The following is a 12,993-nucleotide window of genomic DNA, read 5'->3' on the forward strand; positions in this document are numbered from 1 at the left end:
ATTTAATCTGCAATAATATCTACCCCTCCTTTAACTTTTTGATTAAGGGTAACTTTGATGTTGGTATCTAATGGTAAAAATAAATCTACTCTAGATCCAAATTTTATAAAACCAGCATCGGTACCTTGGGTAACTTCATCATCTACTTTAGCATAATTAACAATACGTTTTGCTAAAGCTCCAGCAATTTGTCTGTAAAGTACAGGGCCGTATACTTTATTTTCAACTACAATGGTAGTTCTTTCATTTTCTTCAGATGCTTTTGGGTGCCATGCTACTAGGTATTTGCCAGGGTGGTATTTGCTAAATAATACCTTACCACTAATAGGGTATCTAGTAACGTGTACGTTTACTGGCGACATGAAAATAGAAACTTGCATTCTTTTTTCGTTGAAGTATTCTTTTTCAAAAACTTCTTCTATAACTACAACCTTACCATCTACAGGAGCTAGTACATGCTCATTGGCAAGTGTACCAGATCTTTTAGGATTACGGAAGAATTGTAGAATAAGAATTAAAAATATAATAGCGCCTACTTCTATGGTTTTCTGAAACCAAAAGTTTTCAATAAATAAATGTGCTATTAAAACCAATACAATGGTTGTAACAAAAGCACTTAAAATAATTTTATGTCCTTCTTTATGAAACATACTTTAAAAATTGAATACATGCATATGCAAACGGAGCTGCAAAAACTAAACTATCTAAACGGTCTAACATACCACCATGTCCTGGTAATATGGCGCCACTATCTTTTACGCCGGCCACTCTTTTGAATTTAGATTCAATAAGATCTCCTAACGTGCCAAAAATAACAATTACAAAGGATAAAACTATCCAATTGGTCATATTCATTTCATTTGTTAACTTAAAAAGTATAATTGAGGCAATTATGCTAAATACCATACCTCCTAAAAAGCCTTCAACAGTTTTTTTAGGTGATATTCTGGCAAAAAGTTTGGTTTTTCCTATTAAGCTACCCGTAAGGTAAGCAAAGGAGTCGTTTACCCAAATTAAAATGAAAATGCCTATGATTAAAATTTTTGAGAACCCTTCGGCTTGATAAGGTATCATGGTTAAAAATATACAACCAGTACCTATGTAAAATATACTAATTAGAAACTTTTGAAGTTTGGTGAAAACAATTTCTCTAACCGAGAACAGGTGTCTTATCAGTAATAGGTTGGTAGCTAAGTTTAGCCCCATTAAAATGTATATAGAGTTTAACTTAAAGGTTTCTGAAACGGTATCGTTAAGAAAATAGATGTATACCCACCAAAAGAGTAAAAAAACAATAAATATAGAGTACCCCTTCAGGTGAATCATTTTTTTAAACTCGTGTAAGCATGCAATTCCAAATATCATAAACAAGAAATCAAATGCATCTGAGTTTAACCAAACGGCAGCTAATATCAATAATACATAAATGATTCCTGTTATGGACCTCTTTAATAGTTCCTTCATTATTATAAATCTTCAAGAAGCAGCAAATATAACTTTTTTGAACTACTTCCGTAAGTCATAAAATTATCGTCAATTGGCGTTTCAAAATTTTTGATAGTGGTAATATTTGAAGGAATCCTGTTAGGGTGCTTCATTTTAATACCTTGCAAACCATCGCTTATGGTTTTAACAAACTGACTAGTAGTGGCAAAAACTATTAAATAGTCGGGGAATTCTTTGATGTTTTTTTCTGTAATTTGTTCAGATGAGAATAAAATAGCACCTGTATCTGCAACTAAAAACTCACAGGTAGCTAAAAAACAATCGGCATTAACTGCTTCTGCAGATAGCTTTACCGTAGATTTAGCAAACTTTTCTTTTAATGCTTTGTCTAAACAAAGTAGGGTAGAGTGTTCCCATTTATTTTCATAAACAATGTTTTCAAAATTCTCAAATGCCTCATCCATCGATTCACAATACAGAAACTTTCCACCATTATTTTTAAAGTTAATAGCGAATTTCTCGTCAACCGGTTTATTTTCTAATTCATTTATTGCTTCATTAGAAGCAGCGTCATCTTCCTTTGGGGTTGGATTTGTTTTAGAAAATTGAAAAATTTTTCTCAGTAAGCTCATGCAAATAAAAATCTACTCTTTTTCAAAAATTAATATAAAGATAAAAAATCTTAATTGTATGGCACTACAATTAAGATTTTTTAATAAACGGATGTTAATATTTTTTATAATCTAAATATCAACTAAGCCTCTAGATTTTTTTCAACACCAATGTTTTCTTTTTCAAAAGGTCGTTTTCCAAAAATGATTTCTAAATCATCTTTAAAAATAACTTCTTTCTCTAACAATTGGTTTGCTAATTGTGTAAGCTTATCTTTATTTTCTTCTAAAATTTTGATAGCTCTTAAATATTGGCCTTCAATAATTTCAGATATCTCTTTATCTATAACCTGAGCAGTCTCTTCACTGTAAGGTTTAGAGAAGTTATAGTCACTTTGTCCAGACGAATCGTAATAGGTGATGTTGCCTAGTTTATCGTTAAGACCGTAGATAGTTACCATTGCCTTTGCTTGTTTTGTAACCTTTTCAAGGTCACTTAACGCTCCGGTAGATATTTTATCAAACATTACTTTTTCAGCAGCTCTACCGCCCATAGTAGCACACATTTCGTCTAACATTTGCTCTGTTCTAACAATTTGGCGCTCTTCTGGTAAGTACCATGCAGCTCCTAAAGATTGTCCTCTAGGTACAATGGTTACTTTTACCAACGGAGCAGCGTGCTCTAATAACCAGCTAACAGTAGCGTGGCCAGCTTCATGAAAAGCAATAGTTTTCTTTTCTTCAGAAGTAATAATTTTATTTTTCTTTTCAAGACCACCAATAATTCTATCAACGGCATCTAAGAAATCTTGTTTGTCTACAGCTTTTTTACCTTTTCTTGCAGCAATTAATGCAGCCTCGTTACAAACGTTAGCAATATCTGCCCCAGAGAATCCTGGAGTTTGTTTTGCTAAGAAGTCTAGGTCTAAAGCTTCTTTAGTTTTTATTGGGCGTAAATGCACTTCAAAAATCTCTCTTCTTTCGTTTAAGTCCGGAAGATCTACATAAATCTGTCTGTCAAAACGACCCGCACGCATTAACGCTTTATCTAAAATATCTGCACGGTTGGTAGCGGCTAATACAATAACATTAGTATTAGTACCAAAACCATCCATTTCAGTTAACAATTGGTTCAATGTGTTTTCTCTTTCATCATTAGAACCTGTAAAGTTGTTTTTACCACGTGCTCTACCAATTGCATCAATCTCATCGATAAATATAATAGCGGGAGATTTTTCTTTAGCTTGTTTAAATAAGTCACGTACTCTTGAAGCACCCACCCCAACAAACATCTCTACAAAGTCTGAACCTGATAAAGAGAAGAATGGAACTTTAGCTTCGCCGGCAACCGCTTTGGCTAATAAAGTTTTACCGGTACCTGGAGGTCCTACTAATAAAGCACCTTTTGGTATTTTACCTCCTAAAGAAGTATATCTTTCAGGGTTTTTAAGAAATTCTACAATTTCTTGTACTTCTTCTTTAGCACCTTCTAAACCAGCTACATCTTTAAAAGTAGCACGGATGTCTTTTTTCTCATCAAAAAGTTTAGCTTTTGATTTTCCTATGTTGAAGATTTGGCCTCCGCCGCCACCGCCGCTTCCGCCAGACATACGACGCATAAGGAAAATCCAAATACCAATGAATAGTAATATAGGAAGTACATTAATTAGAATAGCACTAACCCAACCGCTTTCATCCTTATCAAAACTTAATTCGGTAGTTTGATTAGTTTCAGTGATTGTATTACGTATTTGAGTTTCAAAGTTTTGTTGATCTCCAAAAGTTACTTGATATTGAGGAATCTCTTCATTAGCAGTTTGAGGAATTAAACTGTCTTCACCTTTAACATCTTGGTGAACCTCTTTTTCAAGCGCTTCCTTTTTAATATAAACCTTTGCGGTATGAGATTCATTTAAAATCTCAATTTTTTTAACGTCACCGTTAGCAACAAATTCTTTTAATTGCGAATTTGAAATTTCTTTAGGTTGGTACCACATTCCGCCACCACCACTGAAAAATTGAGTTCCTAGTATAAGGAGTAATATAACTACGTAAATCCAGTACATACTGAATTTAGGCTTCTTGTTATTATTTGGATTGATATTTTTCTTACTGCTTGCCATAAATTTTAATAATTAGTTGCTATTGAGGTTACTTTGGCGTCGCCCCATAAGCCTTCAATGTCATAATATTCCCTAATGTGTTTTTGAAAAACGTGTACTACAATATTAACGTAGTCAACCAACACCCATTCAGCATTTTCTGTGCCTTCAACGTGCCATGGTTTTTCACTTATTTCTTTACTTACAACTTTTTGTACTGAGTTTACTAATGCATTTACATGTGTATTAGAAGTACCATCACATATAATAAAGTAGTCACAAACTGTATTCTCAAGTTCTCTTAAATCCAGGATATCAATATTCTGTCCTTTTGCATCTTCAATGCCTTTTAAGATAAGTGTTACTAATTGATCTGTTTTTCCTGAGTCTTTTATCATTAAAAATTTTAATTTTTCACAAAGTTATCACTTTTTTGCTTTCTTATTGGTGTAAATTAACATTACCTTTAATAAATCAAACAAAGCAAATGAATTTAATCAAACTTAATGCCACAGAATCTACAAATTCTTATTTAAGAGGACTTTTACGAGAGACCGATTTACATGATAATACGGTAGTGGTTACTAAAGACCAAACTAGGGGTAGAGGACAAATGGGTACTAAGTGGATCTCTGAACCCGATAAAAATCTGACTTTTAGCGTATATAAGAAGATTCAGTGCCTTGAAATAGATGAGCAATTTTACATTAGTATGGCCATATCTATTGCTATATACAAAGCACTATCAAAATTAAATGTACCAGACCTGAATATTAAATGGCCTAATGACATACTGTCATCTAACTGCAAAATTTGCGGTATTCTTATAGAGGGAGTAATAAAACAAGACAATTTGGTGTCAGTAATAGCAGGCGTAGGCTTAAATGTAAATCAATTAGAATTTTCTGGTTTACAAAGTGTTTCGTCTTTAAAAAGACTTACTGGTGTACATTATGATTTAGATGAATTGCTAATGGCTATTGTAGATGAATTTAGAGAGGTAGTGAAATTGGTAGAGCACCAAAAGTTAGAAGAAATTAAAAGTACTTACGAGAGTTTGTTGTTTAGAAAAGATAAACCCTCTACGTTTAAAGATAATGGCGGTAATTTGTTTATGGGCTTTATTAGACGAGTAAATAAATCTGGACGATTAGTAATTGAATTAGAAAATAAAGTAGAAAAGGAGTTTGAACTGAAAGAAGTGAAGCTACTTTACTAATAAAAATAAAAAAACCGGAATCACTTCCGGTTTTTTTATTTTTTATGAGATAATTAATTTCTTATAATTTACTTAGGTTTTCTGCTAAAGTGCCTATAAAATTGGTGATAGGGCCTTTAATCATCATTCCCATCATAGGGTTAAATTGACCTTCAAAAATTAATTGTGCACCCGTAGTATTAGCGTCTACTTCATTTAAGTTGGATGTTAACGTAAATGGTAGCTTATCACTTGCTGCACCTAATATAATTTTATTATTAGGTTCTGTGCTTTTAAGTTCTAAAACAATCTCAGGCATTCCTGATAAAGCAAATAGAAAACGCTTGTCGTTTATTAATTCAAACTTGTTTAAGTTAGAAGGCATTAATTTTTCAAAGTTCTTTACATCGGTAAGGAAATTGAAAACTTCTTCCTGACTTTTAGCAACGGTAACCTTTGGGCTTTCTATTGTCATAATAATTTTTTGTTTATTGGTTCCACTTATCCGGAGCTTCTCTCCATAAAGAAAGTGTTTCTACTTCATCTTCACTAATGTAACCAGTTTGTTTGGCTTGTTGTAAAAGATGCTGGTAACTGCTTAGGGTATAAACCTCAAGGTTAGCCTCTTTAAAATTGTCATCGGCAATATGAAAACCATACGAAAATATGGCTACCATACCTTTTACTACAGCACCTGCTTCTTTTAAAGCTTTTACTGCGTTTAAGCTACTGCCACCTGTGCTAATTAAATCTTCTACTACCACTACATTTTGACCCTTATCTAAAAAACCTTCAATTTGGTTTTGTCTACCGTGTTTTTTAGGTTCTGGCCTTACGTATACAAATGGTACACCTAAATACTCTGCAACAAGCATACCAATACCAATGGCACCTGTAGCAACACCGGCAATTACATTTGGCTTGCCGTAAATATGTTCAATTTGTTTTCCTATGTTTTCTCTAACATAATTCCTAATAGTTGGATATGAGAGAATTACTCGGTTATCGCAATAAATAGGCGACTTCCATCCTGAACTCCATGTAAAAGGATTTTTCGGATTCAACTTTATTGCATTAATTTGCAATAGGAGTTCGGCTGTTTTTTTAGCTGTGTCTTTATCTAAAACCATAACGCAAATGTATGAAGTTTTTGTAAATGAACATCCAATAATTTTAATTAGTGAATTAAAAAAAGAGGATTCATTTAAGTATTTTTTACTTGAAAATGTTGATTTACCTAAGGTAATCAAAGAACTTAACAATGGCAAGATTGATGCTGCTTATTTGTATCACCCTAATAAGGAAAAGTTACTTAAAAAGTTTAAGAGTAAACTAAATGTGGTTTTAGCTGCTGGTGGAGTAGTTAAGAATAAGAAAGGAGAAATATTATTTATTTTTAGAAACGGAAAATGGGATTTAGCCAAAGGGAAGTTAGATAAAAATGAAAGTATTCCTGAGGCCGCTATACGTGAGGTTGAAGAGGAAACAGGTGTTAAGAATTTAAAGTTAGAGAGTTTTTTTAAAACTACCTATCATATATTTAAGCGTAACGGGCAATACAAGCTTAAAGAGACGCATTGGTTTTATATGAAAACTTCGTATTCTGGTAAATTAATACCACAAGAGGAAGAGGGTATAACACAAGTGTGTTGGAAGGGTGCCGAAGAAATAAAACAAGCACTTACGAATTCCTATGCTAATATTGAAAAATTATTTAAAGAGATAGAAGTTCCGGCAGAGTAATTATTCTGCCGGAGGTGTTTCTAATCTGTATATAGGATATTTTAAATATGCCTTTTCTGCGTATTTAGAGTGTCTGTAAATCCAGTCTAACTGAGCTCTCCAATTATTATTAAAGTCAGTGTCCGTTTCTTTTTTAGTTAAGAATTCTTCTTTTAACTCTTTGTTTTGTGCTAAAATTTCCAAGGCTAAATCTTCAAAAACATAAGGCGAGTATCCTTCTTTAGCCTGTAAAATCATGTCAAAGAAATTCCAGTTAAAAAATGAATCTGTAGCCTCTGGTTCCAATGTTTCTAGAAGATAGCGCTTACCTTTTTGATTCACTTTTACAATGTAGTCTCCTTTTTTAATTACAATAGAATCTTTAGCGGATGATGTGTTAGTGCCATAATGTAAATAATGCCCTTCGTAAGCACTGCTAACAGTATTGAAGTCTTCTATGTGATATGTGGTTGCGTAAGCGGTAGAGTCTTCCTCCATTTTACGCATAGCAATTTTATTAATCTTTAATTTCTCTACAATTGGGTACCATCCTTTAGGAATAACATAAGCATAGGGTACTTTTACCTTTTTAGCGGGTTTAAAATAATTATAGTACTTAAGGTCTTTTGTAAAAGGTTGGTCTCTGTTGTATTTTAAGCGGTCTAAGCCTGTTATTTCACTGGTAATAGTATCGGCTTCGTACCCTTTAAAGGCAAATGAAGTATACTTGGTAGAGTCTAATTCCCATGTAACAGGGTAGTAAGTAGCATCATTTATAGACTCATATGCCATAGTACGTAAGTCCTCTATACGCTTTGATTGATCGTCTGTGATATTAATAACAGATTTCATTAACTCATAAGTAGCTTCTACTCTTGGTTTATATGGTTTTAGCATATGAGTTTCAATCATTAGACCTACAGTGTTCCATAAGGTTGTATATCCAGTAGAATACCGTGGGTAATCCATAAACTGAGAGAATCCGCTTTCTGGTACTCTGTTAAATACGTTTACGTACGGAGTAATATCTAAATTCTTTTTGCTTAAGGAGTCTATTAAATTAGGCATAAACTCGGTTTGTACATAATTACCAAGGCTACCTTGTAGTTTATTGTGTTGTGTGAAAAGGTGTGTTAGTGTGTATTGGTAATCGGCACCATTACTTACGTGATTGTCAATAAAAACATCGGGCTGTACTTGATGAAAAATAGCAGCAAAAGACTCCATGTTTTTAGTGTCCATTTTAATAAAATCCCTATTCAAATCAAAGTTTCTGGCATTACCTCTAAAACCATATTCTTCAGGTCCGTCTTGATTTACACGTGAAGTGCTGTTTCGGTTTAAGGCACCCCCAATATTGTAAATAGGTATTGCTACAATAACGGTGTTTTTAGGAGCTGTAATTTGTCCTTGTACCAAATTACGCATAAGCAGCATTGTAGCGTCTACACCATCGCTCTCACCTGGGTGAATTCCATTGTTAATTAATAAAATTCGTTTATTATTTTCTTTTAAGTTGATAAAATTAAAATCTCCCTCTGGGTTATATACTACAATGTGTAAGGGTTCTCCGCTATCGGTAGGCCCCATGGTTTGGAAATTAATGGTAGTATATTCGTTTGCTAATTTTTTATAATAAGCAATCACTTCTTCATAAGTAGCGGTTTCTTTTCCTTCAGAACTTTCAAAAACGGTAATGAAGCTATCTTTTTTCTGAACAGAAGTATCACTACAACTGACAAAAAATAAAATAGTAATTAAAAGAAAAACAACGTTGCGCATAGTAATTTTTTTGTGTGAATTTTGTTTGGGTAAAATTAAAACTTAACACTATCAGGTACTAGAACGGTATAGTCTCCCTTATTTCTAATTACGTCTCTAACAATAGAAGAAGATATAAATGAAGTTCTAGATTCCGTTAGCAAAAATACGGTCTCTATATTAGATAGAATTCTGTTGGTATGGGCAATTGCTTTTTCAAACTCAAAGTCTGCCGGATTTCTAAGTCCTCTTAAAATAAAATCAGAATCTACCTCTTTGCAAAAATCAACGGTTAGTCCTTCATAGGTAACCACTTTAACCTTTGGTTCATCTAAAAAGGCCTCTTCAATAAATTTTTTACGGTCTTCTATACTAAACATATAGTTTTTATCGGCATTAACACCAATAGCTACAATAATTTCATCAAACAGGGTACATCCTCTTTGAATAATATCATAGTGTCCAAGTGTTACCGGGTCAAAAGATCCTGGAAAAATAGCTCGCTTAAAAGGTTTGTTATTGTCCACAGTGTATAGTTTTATAGAGCCATTTCAATGGCATTTTCAAATAATTCAGGTAAAGTAATTCCAGCCTTAGCTGCTTGTTGGGGTAAAATACTAGCTTCTGTTAATCCAGGTACTGTGTTTACCTCTAATAAATAAGGGGTGTCGTTAATAAAAATAAATTCACTACGGCTAAAACCGCTCATTTTTAATACTTCGTATATTTTTTTGGCAGCTGCTCTTACATTGGTTTCCTGTGTTTTAGAAATTCTGGCAGGTGTAATTTCTTGAGATTTTCCTAAATATTTAGCTTCATAGTCAAAGAAATCATTTTCGCTTACTATTTCAGTAATTGGTAATACAGTAATAGTTCCTTTATAATTAATAACACCAACGGAAACTTCGGTACCAGATAGGAATGATTCTATAATAATTTCATCATCTTCTTTAAAAGCTGTTTCAATAGCACTGGCTATTTGGTCTTGGGTGTGTACTTTGGTAACCCCAAAACTGCTACCTGCTTTATTTGCTTTAACAAAACAAGGTAAGCCAACGGTGTCTACAATATCTGCGGTAATAATTTCATCACCTTTATTTAGGTAATATGATTTAGCTGTTAAAACACCATAAGGTTTTAAAATAGCCAATAAATCTCTTTTGTTAAATGTAGTAGCCGCTTGGTAAAAACCACAACTTGTTTGTGGGATCCCCATTATTTTTAAGTAAGCTTGCATATACCCATCTTCACCTGGGCTACCGTGTATGGCGTTAAAAACAACATCAAAAGTTATTTTTTCGTTGTTCACTACCACTGAAAAATCATGTTTGTTTATAGGGTATTCTGTGTTGGTATCATCTACATAAACCCATCTGTCTTTAAAAATATGAATACGAAATGCATTATATTTTTCTTTCGATAAATGTTGATATACAACATTTCCACTTTTCAAGGAAATCTGATATTCACTTGAAAATCCACCCATTATTATGGCAATGTTTTTCTTCATACGGCGTTAGCGTCTACAGTATTATATGTATTCTAGTAATTCAAAAGTATCTATAAAATTTGAAAGGGTAAAAAGAAAACTCTTTTATATATATTTGCTAAATAAAATAACGTTTATGAGTTTCTTTAAGTTTCTTTTTAGTAAGACTTTTTTAATACAAATAGGACTAGCCATAGTGGTATTGGTTTTAATTGTATTTGGTGTTTTAAAATGGTTAGATATTACTACCAATCATGATGAGTTTGTTACAGTGCCAGATTTATCTAAAATGTCGTTACGTATGGCAAAAGAAACAGCAGAAGGAGAGCTTTTAAGAGTAGAGGTTACCGACTCTGCGGAGTACGACCCAGATATACCTAGGTTTGCTATTATTAAGCAAGAGCCAAAAGCGGGTAGCAAGGTTAAAGAGAACAGAAAAATATATGTAAGAATCAATCCGTCTGGGTACCGTAAAATTACGGTACCACAGTTAAACCAATTAACTAAACGAAATGCACAGGCTATTTTAGAGGCAATAGGTTTAAAAGTAGGCGAGATAGAATATGTAGATGATATAGGAAAAGATATGGTACTAGGAGCCTTGTATAAAGGAGATACTATATATGCAGGAGATAAATTACCTAAAACAACCACTATAGATCTTATATGTGGTAACGGAGTTAACCCTGATATGCCTAATTTTCAAACAGAAACGGTTATTGATTCTACTTTAATACAAACACCAGAGGGAGATGAATAGTGAAGAAACGAATGATATAGATGTGAATGAGGATGAACTATATGAACATTATAGTTTTAATGCAGACAAAGGGCAGCAACCTTATCGAATAGATAAGTTTTTAATGAATAGAATTGAAAATGCAACCCGAAACAAAATACAACAAGCTGCAAAAAATGGTAATATTCATGTAAATGGTACGCCTGTTAAGCAAAATTATAAGGTAAAAGCCTTTGACCAAATAAAGGTGTTGTTTGAACATCCGCCACATGAATACTTGTTGACACCAGAGGATATTCCGTTAGATATAGTGTATGAAGACGATTCTTTACTAGTAGTAAATAAACCTGCTGGTATGGTTGTGCATCCTGGGCATGGTAATTATTCTGGTACGTTGATTAATGCGCTGATTTATCATTTTGAAAACTTACCGCTAAATAGTAATGAACGCCCTGGGTTGGTTCACCGTATTGATAAAGATACTAGTGGTTTGTTGGTAGTTGCAAAAACAGAACATGCCTTAAATCATCTGTCTAAACAATTTTTTAATAAAACTTCAGAAAGAGAATATGTAGCTTTAGTATGGGGTGGTTTTGAAGAAGAGGAAGGAACTATAGAAGGTCATATAGGCAGACACTTAAAGAATAGGTTACAGATGGATGTTTTTCCTGATGGGGCTTATGGCAAAGAAGCAGTTACACATTATAAAGTGTTAGAACGTTTTGGGTATATTACCATGGTTAGTTGTACATTGGAAACAGGTAGAACTCACCAAATTAGAGCGCACATGAAACATATAGGGCATACCTTATTTAATGATGAGCGTTACGGTGGTGATAAAATTTTAAAAGGAACTACATTTACTAAATATAAACAGTTTGTAGAAAACTGTTTTAAGATTTTACCAAGGCAAGCGTTACATGCAAAAACCTTAGGTTTTGAGCATCCTACAACAGGTGAGTTTTTACGTTTTACTTCTGAGATACCAGAAGATATGACAGAGTGCATTGAAAAATGGCGTACGTATGCCAAGCATGTAAACGAATAGGTACTATTAGTAAAATCAATACACGTATAATCACAATCTAAACCAATGCATTGATTATGCTTTGTTTGAAGATTATCTTTGTATAAAACAAAAAAAATGAAAGTAGTTATATCGCCGGCAAAATCATTAGACTATGATAGTAAGTTGCCTACAGAACAGTATACGCAGCCATGTTTTTTAAAAGAGGCAGAACGCATTAATAAACTATTAAAGAAAGAGTCTCCTAAAAAACTATCTGATTTAATGAGTATTTCTGATAAGTTGGCAGATTTAAACTGGCAACGTAATCAAGATTTTAGTATTCCTTTTAATACAGATAATGCCAGACCAGCTATGTATGCCTTTAATGGTGATGTATACACTGGTTTAGATGCTTATACTATTCCTGAGGCGCAAATAGAAAAATTACAAGATACACTTAGAATACTTTCTGGCTTATATGGGGTGCTAAAACCATTAGACCTTATACAGCCGTACCGTTTAGAAATGGGTACTAAGTTTCCTGTTGGAAAAAGTAAAGATTTGTATGATTTCTGGAAGCAAAAAGTAACTACCAAATTAAACGAAGAATTGGCGGATGACGAGTTGTTTTTAAATTTGGCGAGTAATGAATATTTTGGTGCTGTAGACAATAAAGCATTAAAAGTTCCGGTAATTACTCCGGTATTTAAAGATTGGAAAAATGACAAGCTGAAGATTATTAGCTTTTATGCTAAAAAGGCAAGAGGTTCTATGGTACGCTACATTATAGATAATAACGTAAGTACACTTGAAGAATTGAAAGGGTTTAACTATGATGGTTACGCCTATAGCGAAGAATATTCTACTAAGAAAAACGAGTTGGTATTTGTACGCTAAATACTATTGTTTTCCCATA

General features: G+C 33.2%; 15 protein-coding genes. 5 read left to right on the forward strand and 10 right to left on the reverse strand.

What is annotated here, in order from left to right:
- Positions 1 to 2: 2 nt before the first annotated feature.
- From Y10_RS16445 to rsfS, 5 genes are all read right to left on the reverse strand, one after another.
- Complete coding sequence (locus Y10_RS16445; RefSeq protein ID WP_281766517.1) at positions 3 to 650, reverse strand: phosphatidylserine decarboxylase family protein; 648 nt, start codon at positions 648 to 650, stop codon at positions 3 to 5.
- Positions 640 to 1,464 (reverse strand): phosphatidate cytidylyltransferase, encoded by an 825-nt coding sequence (locus tag Y10_RS16450; protein ID WP_281766518.1) that lies wholly within the window; start codon positions 1,462 to 1,464, stop codon positions 640 to 642. The genes Y10_RS16445 and Y10_RS16450 overlap by 11 nt, the downstream gene beginning before the upstream one ends.
- Before the next feature lie 2 nt (positions 1,465 to 1,466).
- Positions 1,467 to 2,078: an LUD domain-containing protein gene (locus Y10_RS16455; protein WP_281766519.1), complete on the reverse strand. Its 612-nt coding sequence runs from the start codon at positions 2,076 to 2,078 to the stop codon at positions 1,467 to 1,469.
- A gap of 122 nt (positions 2,079 to 2,200) precedes the next feature.
- Complete coding sequence (ftsH, locus tag Y10_RS16460; RefSeq protein WP_281766520.1) at positions 2,201 to 4,180, reverse strand: ATP-dependent zinc metalloprotease FtsH; 1,980 nt, start codon at positions 4,178 to 4,180, stop codon at positions 2,201 to 2,203.
- 5 nt (positions 4,181 to 4,185) lie between these two features.
- Complete coding sequence (gene rsfS, locus Y10_RS16465) at positions 4,186 to 4,557, reverse strand: ribosome silencing factor (RefSeq protein WP_281766521.1); 372 nt, start codon at positions 4,555 to 4,557, stop codon at positions 4,186 to 4,188.
- Between the two features lie 89 nt (positions 4,558 to 4,646).
- Here rsfS and Y10_RS16470 point away from each other — a divergent pair, with 89 nt between their 5' ends.
- Positions 4,647 to 5,378, forward strand: a complete 732-nt coding sequence (locus tag Y10_RS16470) for a biotin--[acetyl-CoA-carboxylase] ligase (RefSeq protein WP_281766522.1) — start codon at positions 4,647 to 4,649, stop codon at positions 5,376 to 5,378.
- 61 nt (positions 5,379 to 5,439) lie between these two features.
- Here Y10_RS16470 and Y10_RS16475 read toward each other — a convergent pair whose 3' ends face one another.
- Together Y10_RS16475 and pyrE are read right to left on the reverse strand one after the other, a co-directional pair.
- A complete protein-coding gene (locus Y10_RS16475) occupies positions 5,440 to 5,832 on the reverse strand; it encodes an SRPBCC family protein (protein ID WP_281766523.1) in 393 nt (130 codons plus the stop codon).
- 13 nt (positions 5,833 to 5,845) lie between these two features.
- A complete protein-coding gene (gene pyrE, locus Y10_RS16480; protein ID WP_281766524.1) occupies positions 5,846 to 6,487 on the reverse strand; it encodes an orotate phosphoribosyltransferase in 642 nt (213 codons plus the stop codon).
- 7 nt (positions 6,488 to 6,494) lie between these two features.
- On the opposite strand from pyrE, the gene Y10_RS16485 reads away from it, so the two are divergent.
- Entirely contained in the window at positions 6,495 to 7,100 is a 606-nt protein-coding gene (locus Y10_RS16485) for an NUDIX hydrolase (protein ID WP_281766525.1), read from the forward strand.
- Here Y10_RS16485 and Y10_RS16490 read toward each other — a convergent pair whose 3' ends face one another.
- The 3 genes from Y10_RS16490 to Y10_RS16500 are packed head-to-tail and all read right to left on the reverse strand — an operon-like array spanning position 7,101 to position 10,350.
- The gene (locus Y10_RS16490; RefSeq protein ID WP_281766526.1) at positions 7,101 to 8,861 is read right to left on the reverse strand and encodes a M14 family metallopeptidase; all 1,761 of its coding nucleotides are present in this window, start codon (positions 8,859 to 8,861) and stop codon (positions 7,101 to 7,103) included.
- A gap of 35 nt (positions 8,862 to 8,896) precedes the next feature.
- Positions 8,897 to 9,367 (reverse strand): pantetheine-phosphate adenylyltransferase, encoded by a 471-nt coding sequence (gene coaD / locus Y10_RS16495; RefSeq protein ID WP_281766527.1) that lies wholly within the window; start codon positions 9,365 to 9,367, stop codon positions 8,897 to 8,899.
- A gap of 11 nt (positions 9,368 to 9,378) precedes the next feature.
- Complete coding sequence (locus tag Y10_RS16500; protein WP_281766528.1) at positions 9,379 to 10,350, reverse strand: D-alanine--D-alanine ligase; 972 nt, start codon at positions 10,348 to 10,350, stop codon at positions 9,379 to 9,381.
- A gap of 115 nt (positions 10,351 to 10,465) precedes the next feature.
- On the opposite strand from Y10_RS16500, the gene Y10_RS16505 reads away from it, so the two are divergent.
- The 3 genes from Y10_RS16505 to yaaA all read left to right on the forward strand — a co-directional run bounded on the left by Y10_RS16505 (position 10,466) and on the right by yaaA (position 12,974).
- Complete coding sequence (locus Y10_RS16505; protein ID WP_281766529.1) at positions 10,466 to 11,089, forward strand: PASTA domain-containing protein; 624 nt, start codon at positions 10,466 to 10,468, stop codon at positions 11,087 to 11,089.
- Positions 11,082 to 12,116 (forward strand): RluA family pseudouridine synthase, encoded by a 1,035-nt coding sequence (locus Y10_RS16510; RefSeq protein WP_281766530.1) that lies wholly within the window; start codon positions 11,082 to 11,084, stop codon positions 12,114 to 12,116. The genes Y10_RS16505 and Y10_RS16510 overlap by 8 nt, the downstream gene beginning before the upstream one ends.
- 96 nt (positions 12,117 to 12,212) lie before the next feature.
- Positions 12,213 to 12,974, forward strand: coding sequence for a peroxide stress protein YaaA (yaaA, locus tag Y10_RS16515; RefSeq protein ID WP_281766531.1), 762 nt, complete (start codon positions 12,213 to 12,215; stop codon positions 12,972 to 12,974).
- The last annotated feature ends 19 nt before the right edge of the window (positions 12,975 to 12,993 follow it).

The sequence above is a fragment of the Neptunitalea lumnitzerae genome, from assembly GCF_027924185.1.
GTDB classification, from domain to species: domain Bacteria; phylum Bacteroidota; class Bacteroidia; order Flavobacteriales; family Flavobacteriaceae; genus Neptunitalea; species Neptunitalea lumnitzerae.

What these genes read in the sequence shown, in the direction of transcription:
- yaaA (WP_281766531.1), top strand. Translation starts at nt 12,213, where the DNA reads ATGAAAGTAGTTATATCGCCGGCAAAATCATTAGACTATGATAGTAAG.
- Y10_RS16445 (WP_281766517.1), bottom strand. Translation starts at nt 650, where the DNA reads ATGTTTCATAAAGAAGGACATAAAATTATTTTAAGTGCTTTTGTTACA.
- Y10_RS16485 (WP_281766525.1), top strand. Translation starts at nt 6,495, where the DNA reads ATGTATGAAGTTTTTGTAAATGAACATCCAATAATTTTAATTAGTGAA.
- Y10_RS16470 (WP_281766522.1), top strand. Translation starts at nt 4,647, where the DNA reads ATGAATTTAATCAAACTTAATGCCACAGAATCTACAAATTCTTATTTA.
- rsfS (WP_281766521.1), bottom strand. Translation starts at nt 4,557, where the DNA reads ATGATAAAAGACTCAGGAAAAACAGATCAATTAGTAACACTTATCTTA.
- pyrE (WP_281766524.1), bottom strand. Translation starts at nt 6,487, where the DNA reads ATGGTTTTAGATAAAGACACAGCTAAAAAAACAGCCGAACTCCTATTG.
- Y10_RS16510 (WP_281766530.1), top strand. Translation starts at nt 11,082, where the DNA reads ATGAATAGTGAAGAAACGAATGATATAGATGTGAATGAGGATGAACTA.
- Y10_RS16450 (WP_281766518.1), bottom strand. Translation starts at nt 1,464, where the DNA reads ATGAAGGAACTATTAAAGAGGTCCATAACAGGAATCATTTATGTATTA.
- ftsH (WP_281766520.1), bottom strand. Translation starts at nt 4,180, where the DNA reads ATGGCAAGCAGTAAGAAAAATATCAATCCAAATAATAACAAGAAGCCT.
- Y10_RS16475 (WP_281766523.1), bottom strand. Translation starts at nt 5,832, where the DNA reads ATGACAATAGAAAGCCCAAAGGTTACCGTTGCTAAAAGTCAGGAAGAA.
- Y10_RS16500 (WP_281766528.1), bottom strand. Translation starts at nt 10,350, where the DNA reads ATGAAGAAAAACATTGCCATAATAATGGGTGGATTTTCAAGTGAATAT.
- Y10_RS16490 (WP_281766526.1), bottom strand. Translation starts at nt 8,861, where the DNA reads ATGCGCAACGTTGTTTTTCTTTTAATTACTATTTTATTTTTTGTCAGT.
- Y10_RS16505 (WP_281766529.1), top strand. Translation starts at nt 10,466, where the DNA reads ATGAGTTTCTTTAAGTTTCTTTTTAGTAAGACTTTTTTAATACAAATA.
- Y10_RS16455 (WP_281766519.1), bottom strand. Translation starts at nt 2,078, where the DNA reads ATGAGCTTACTGAGAAAAATTTTTCAATTTTCTAAAACAAATCCAACC.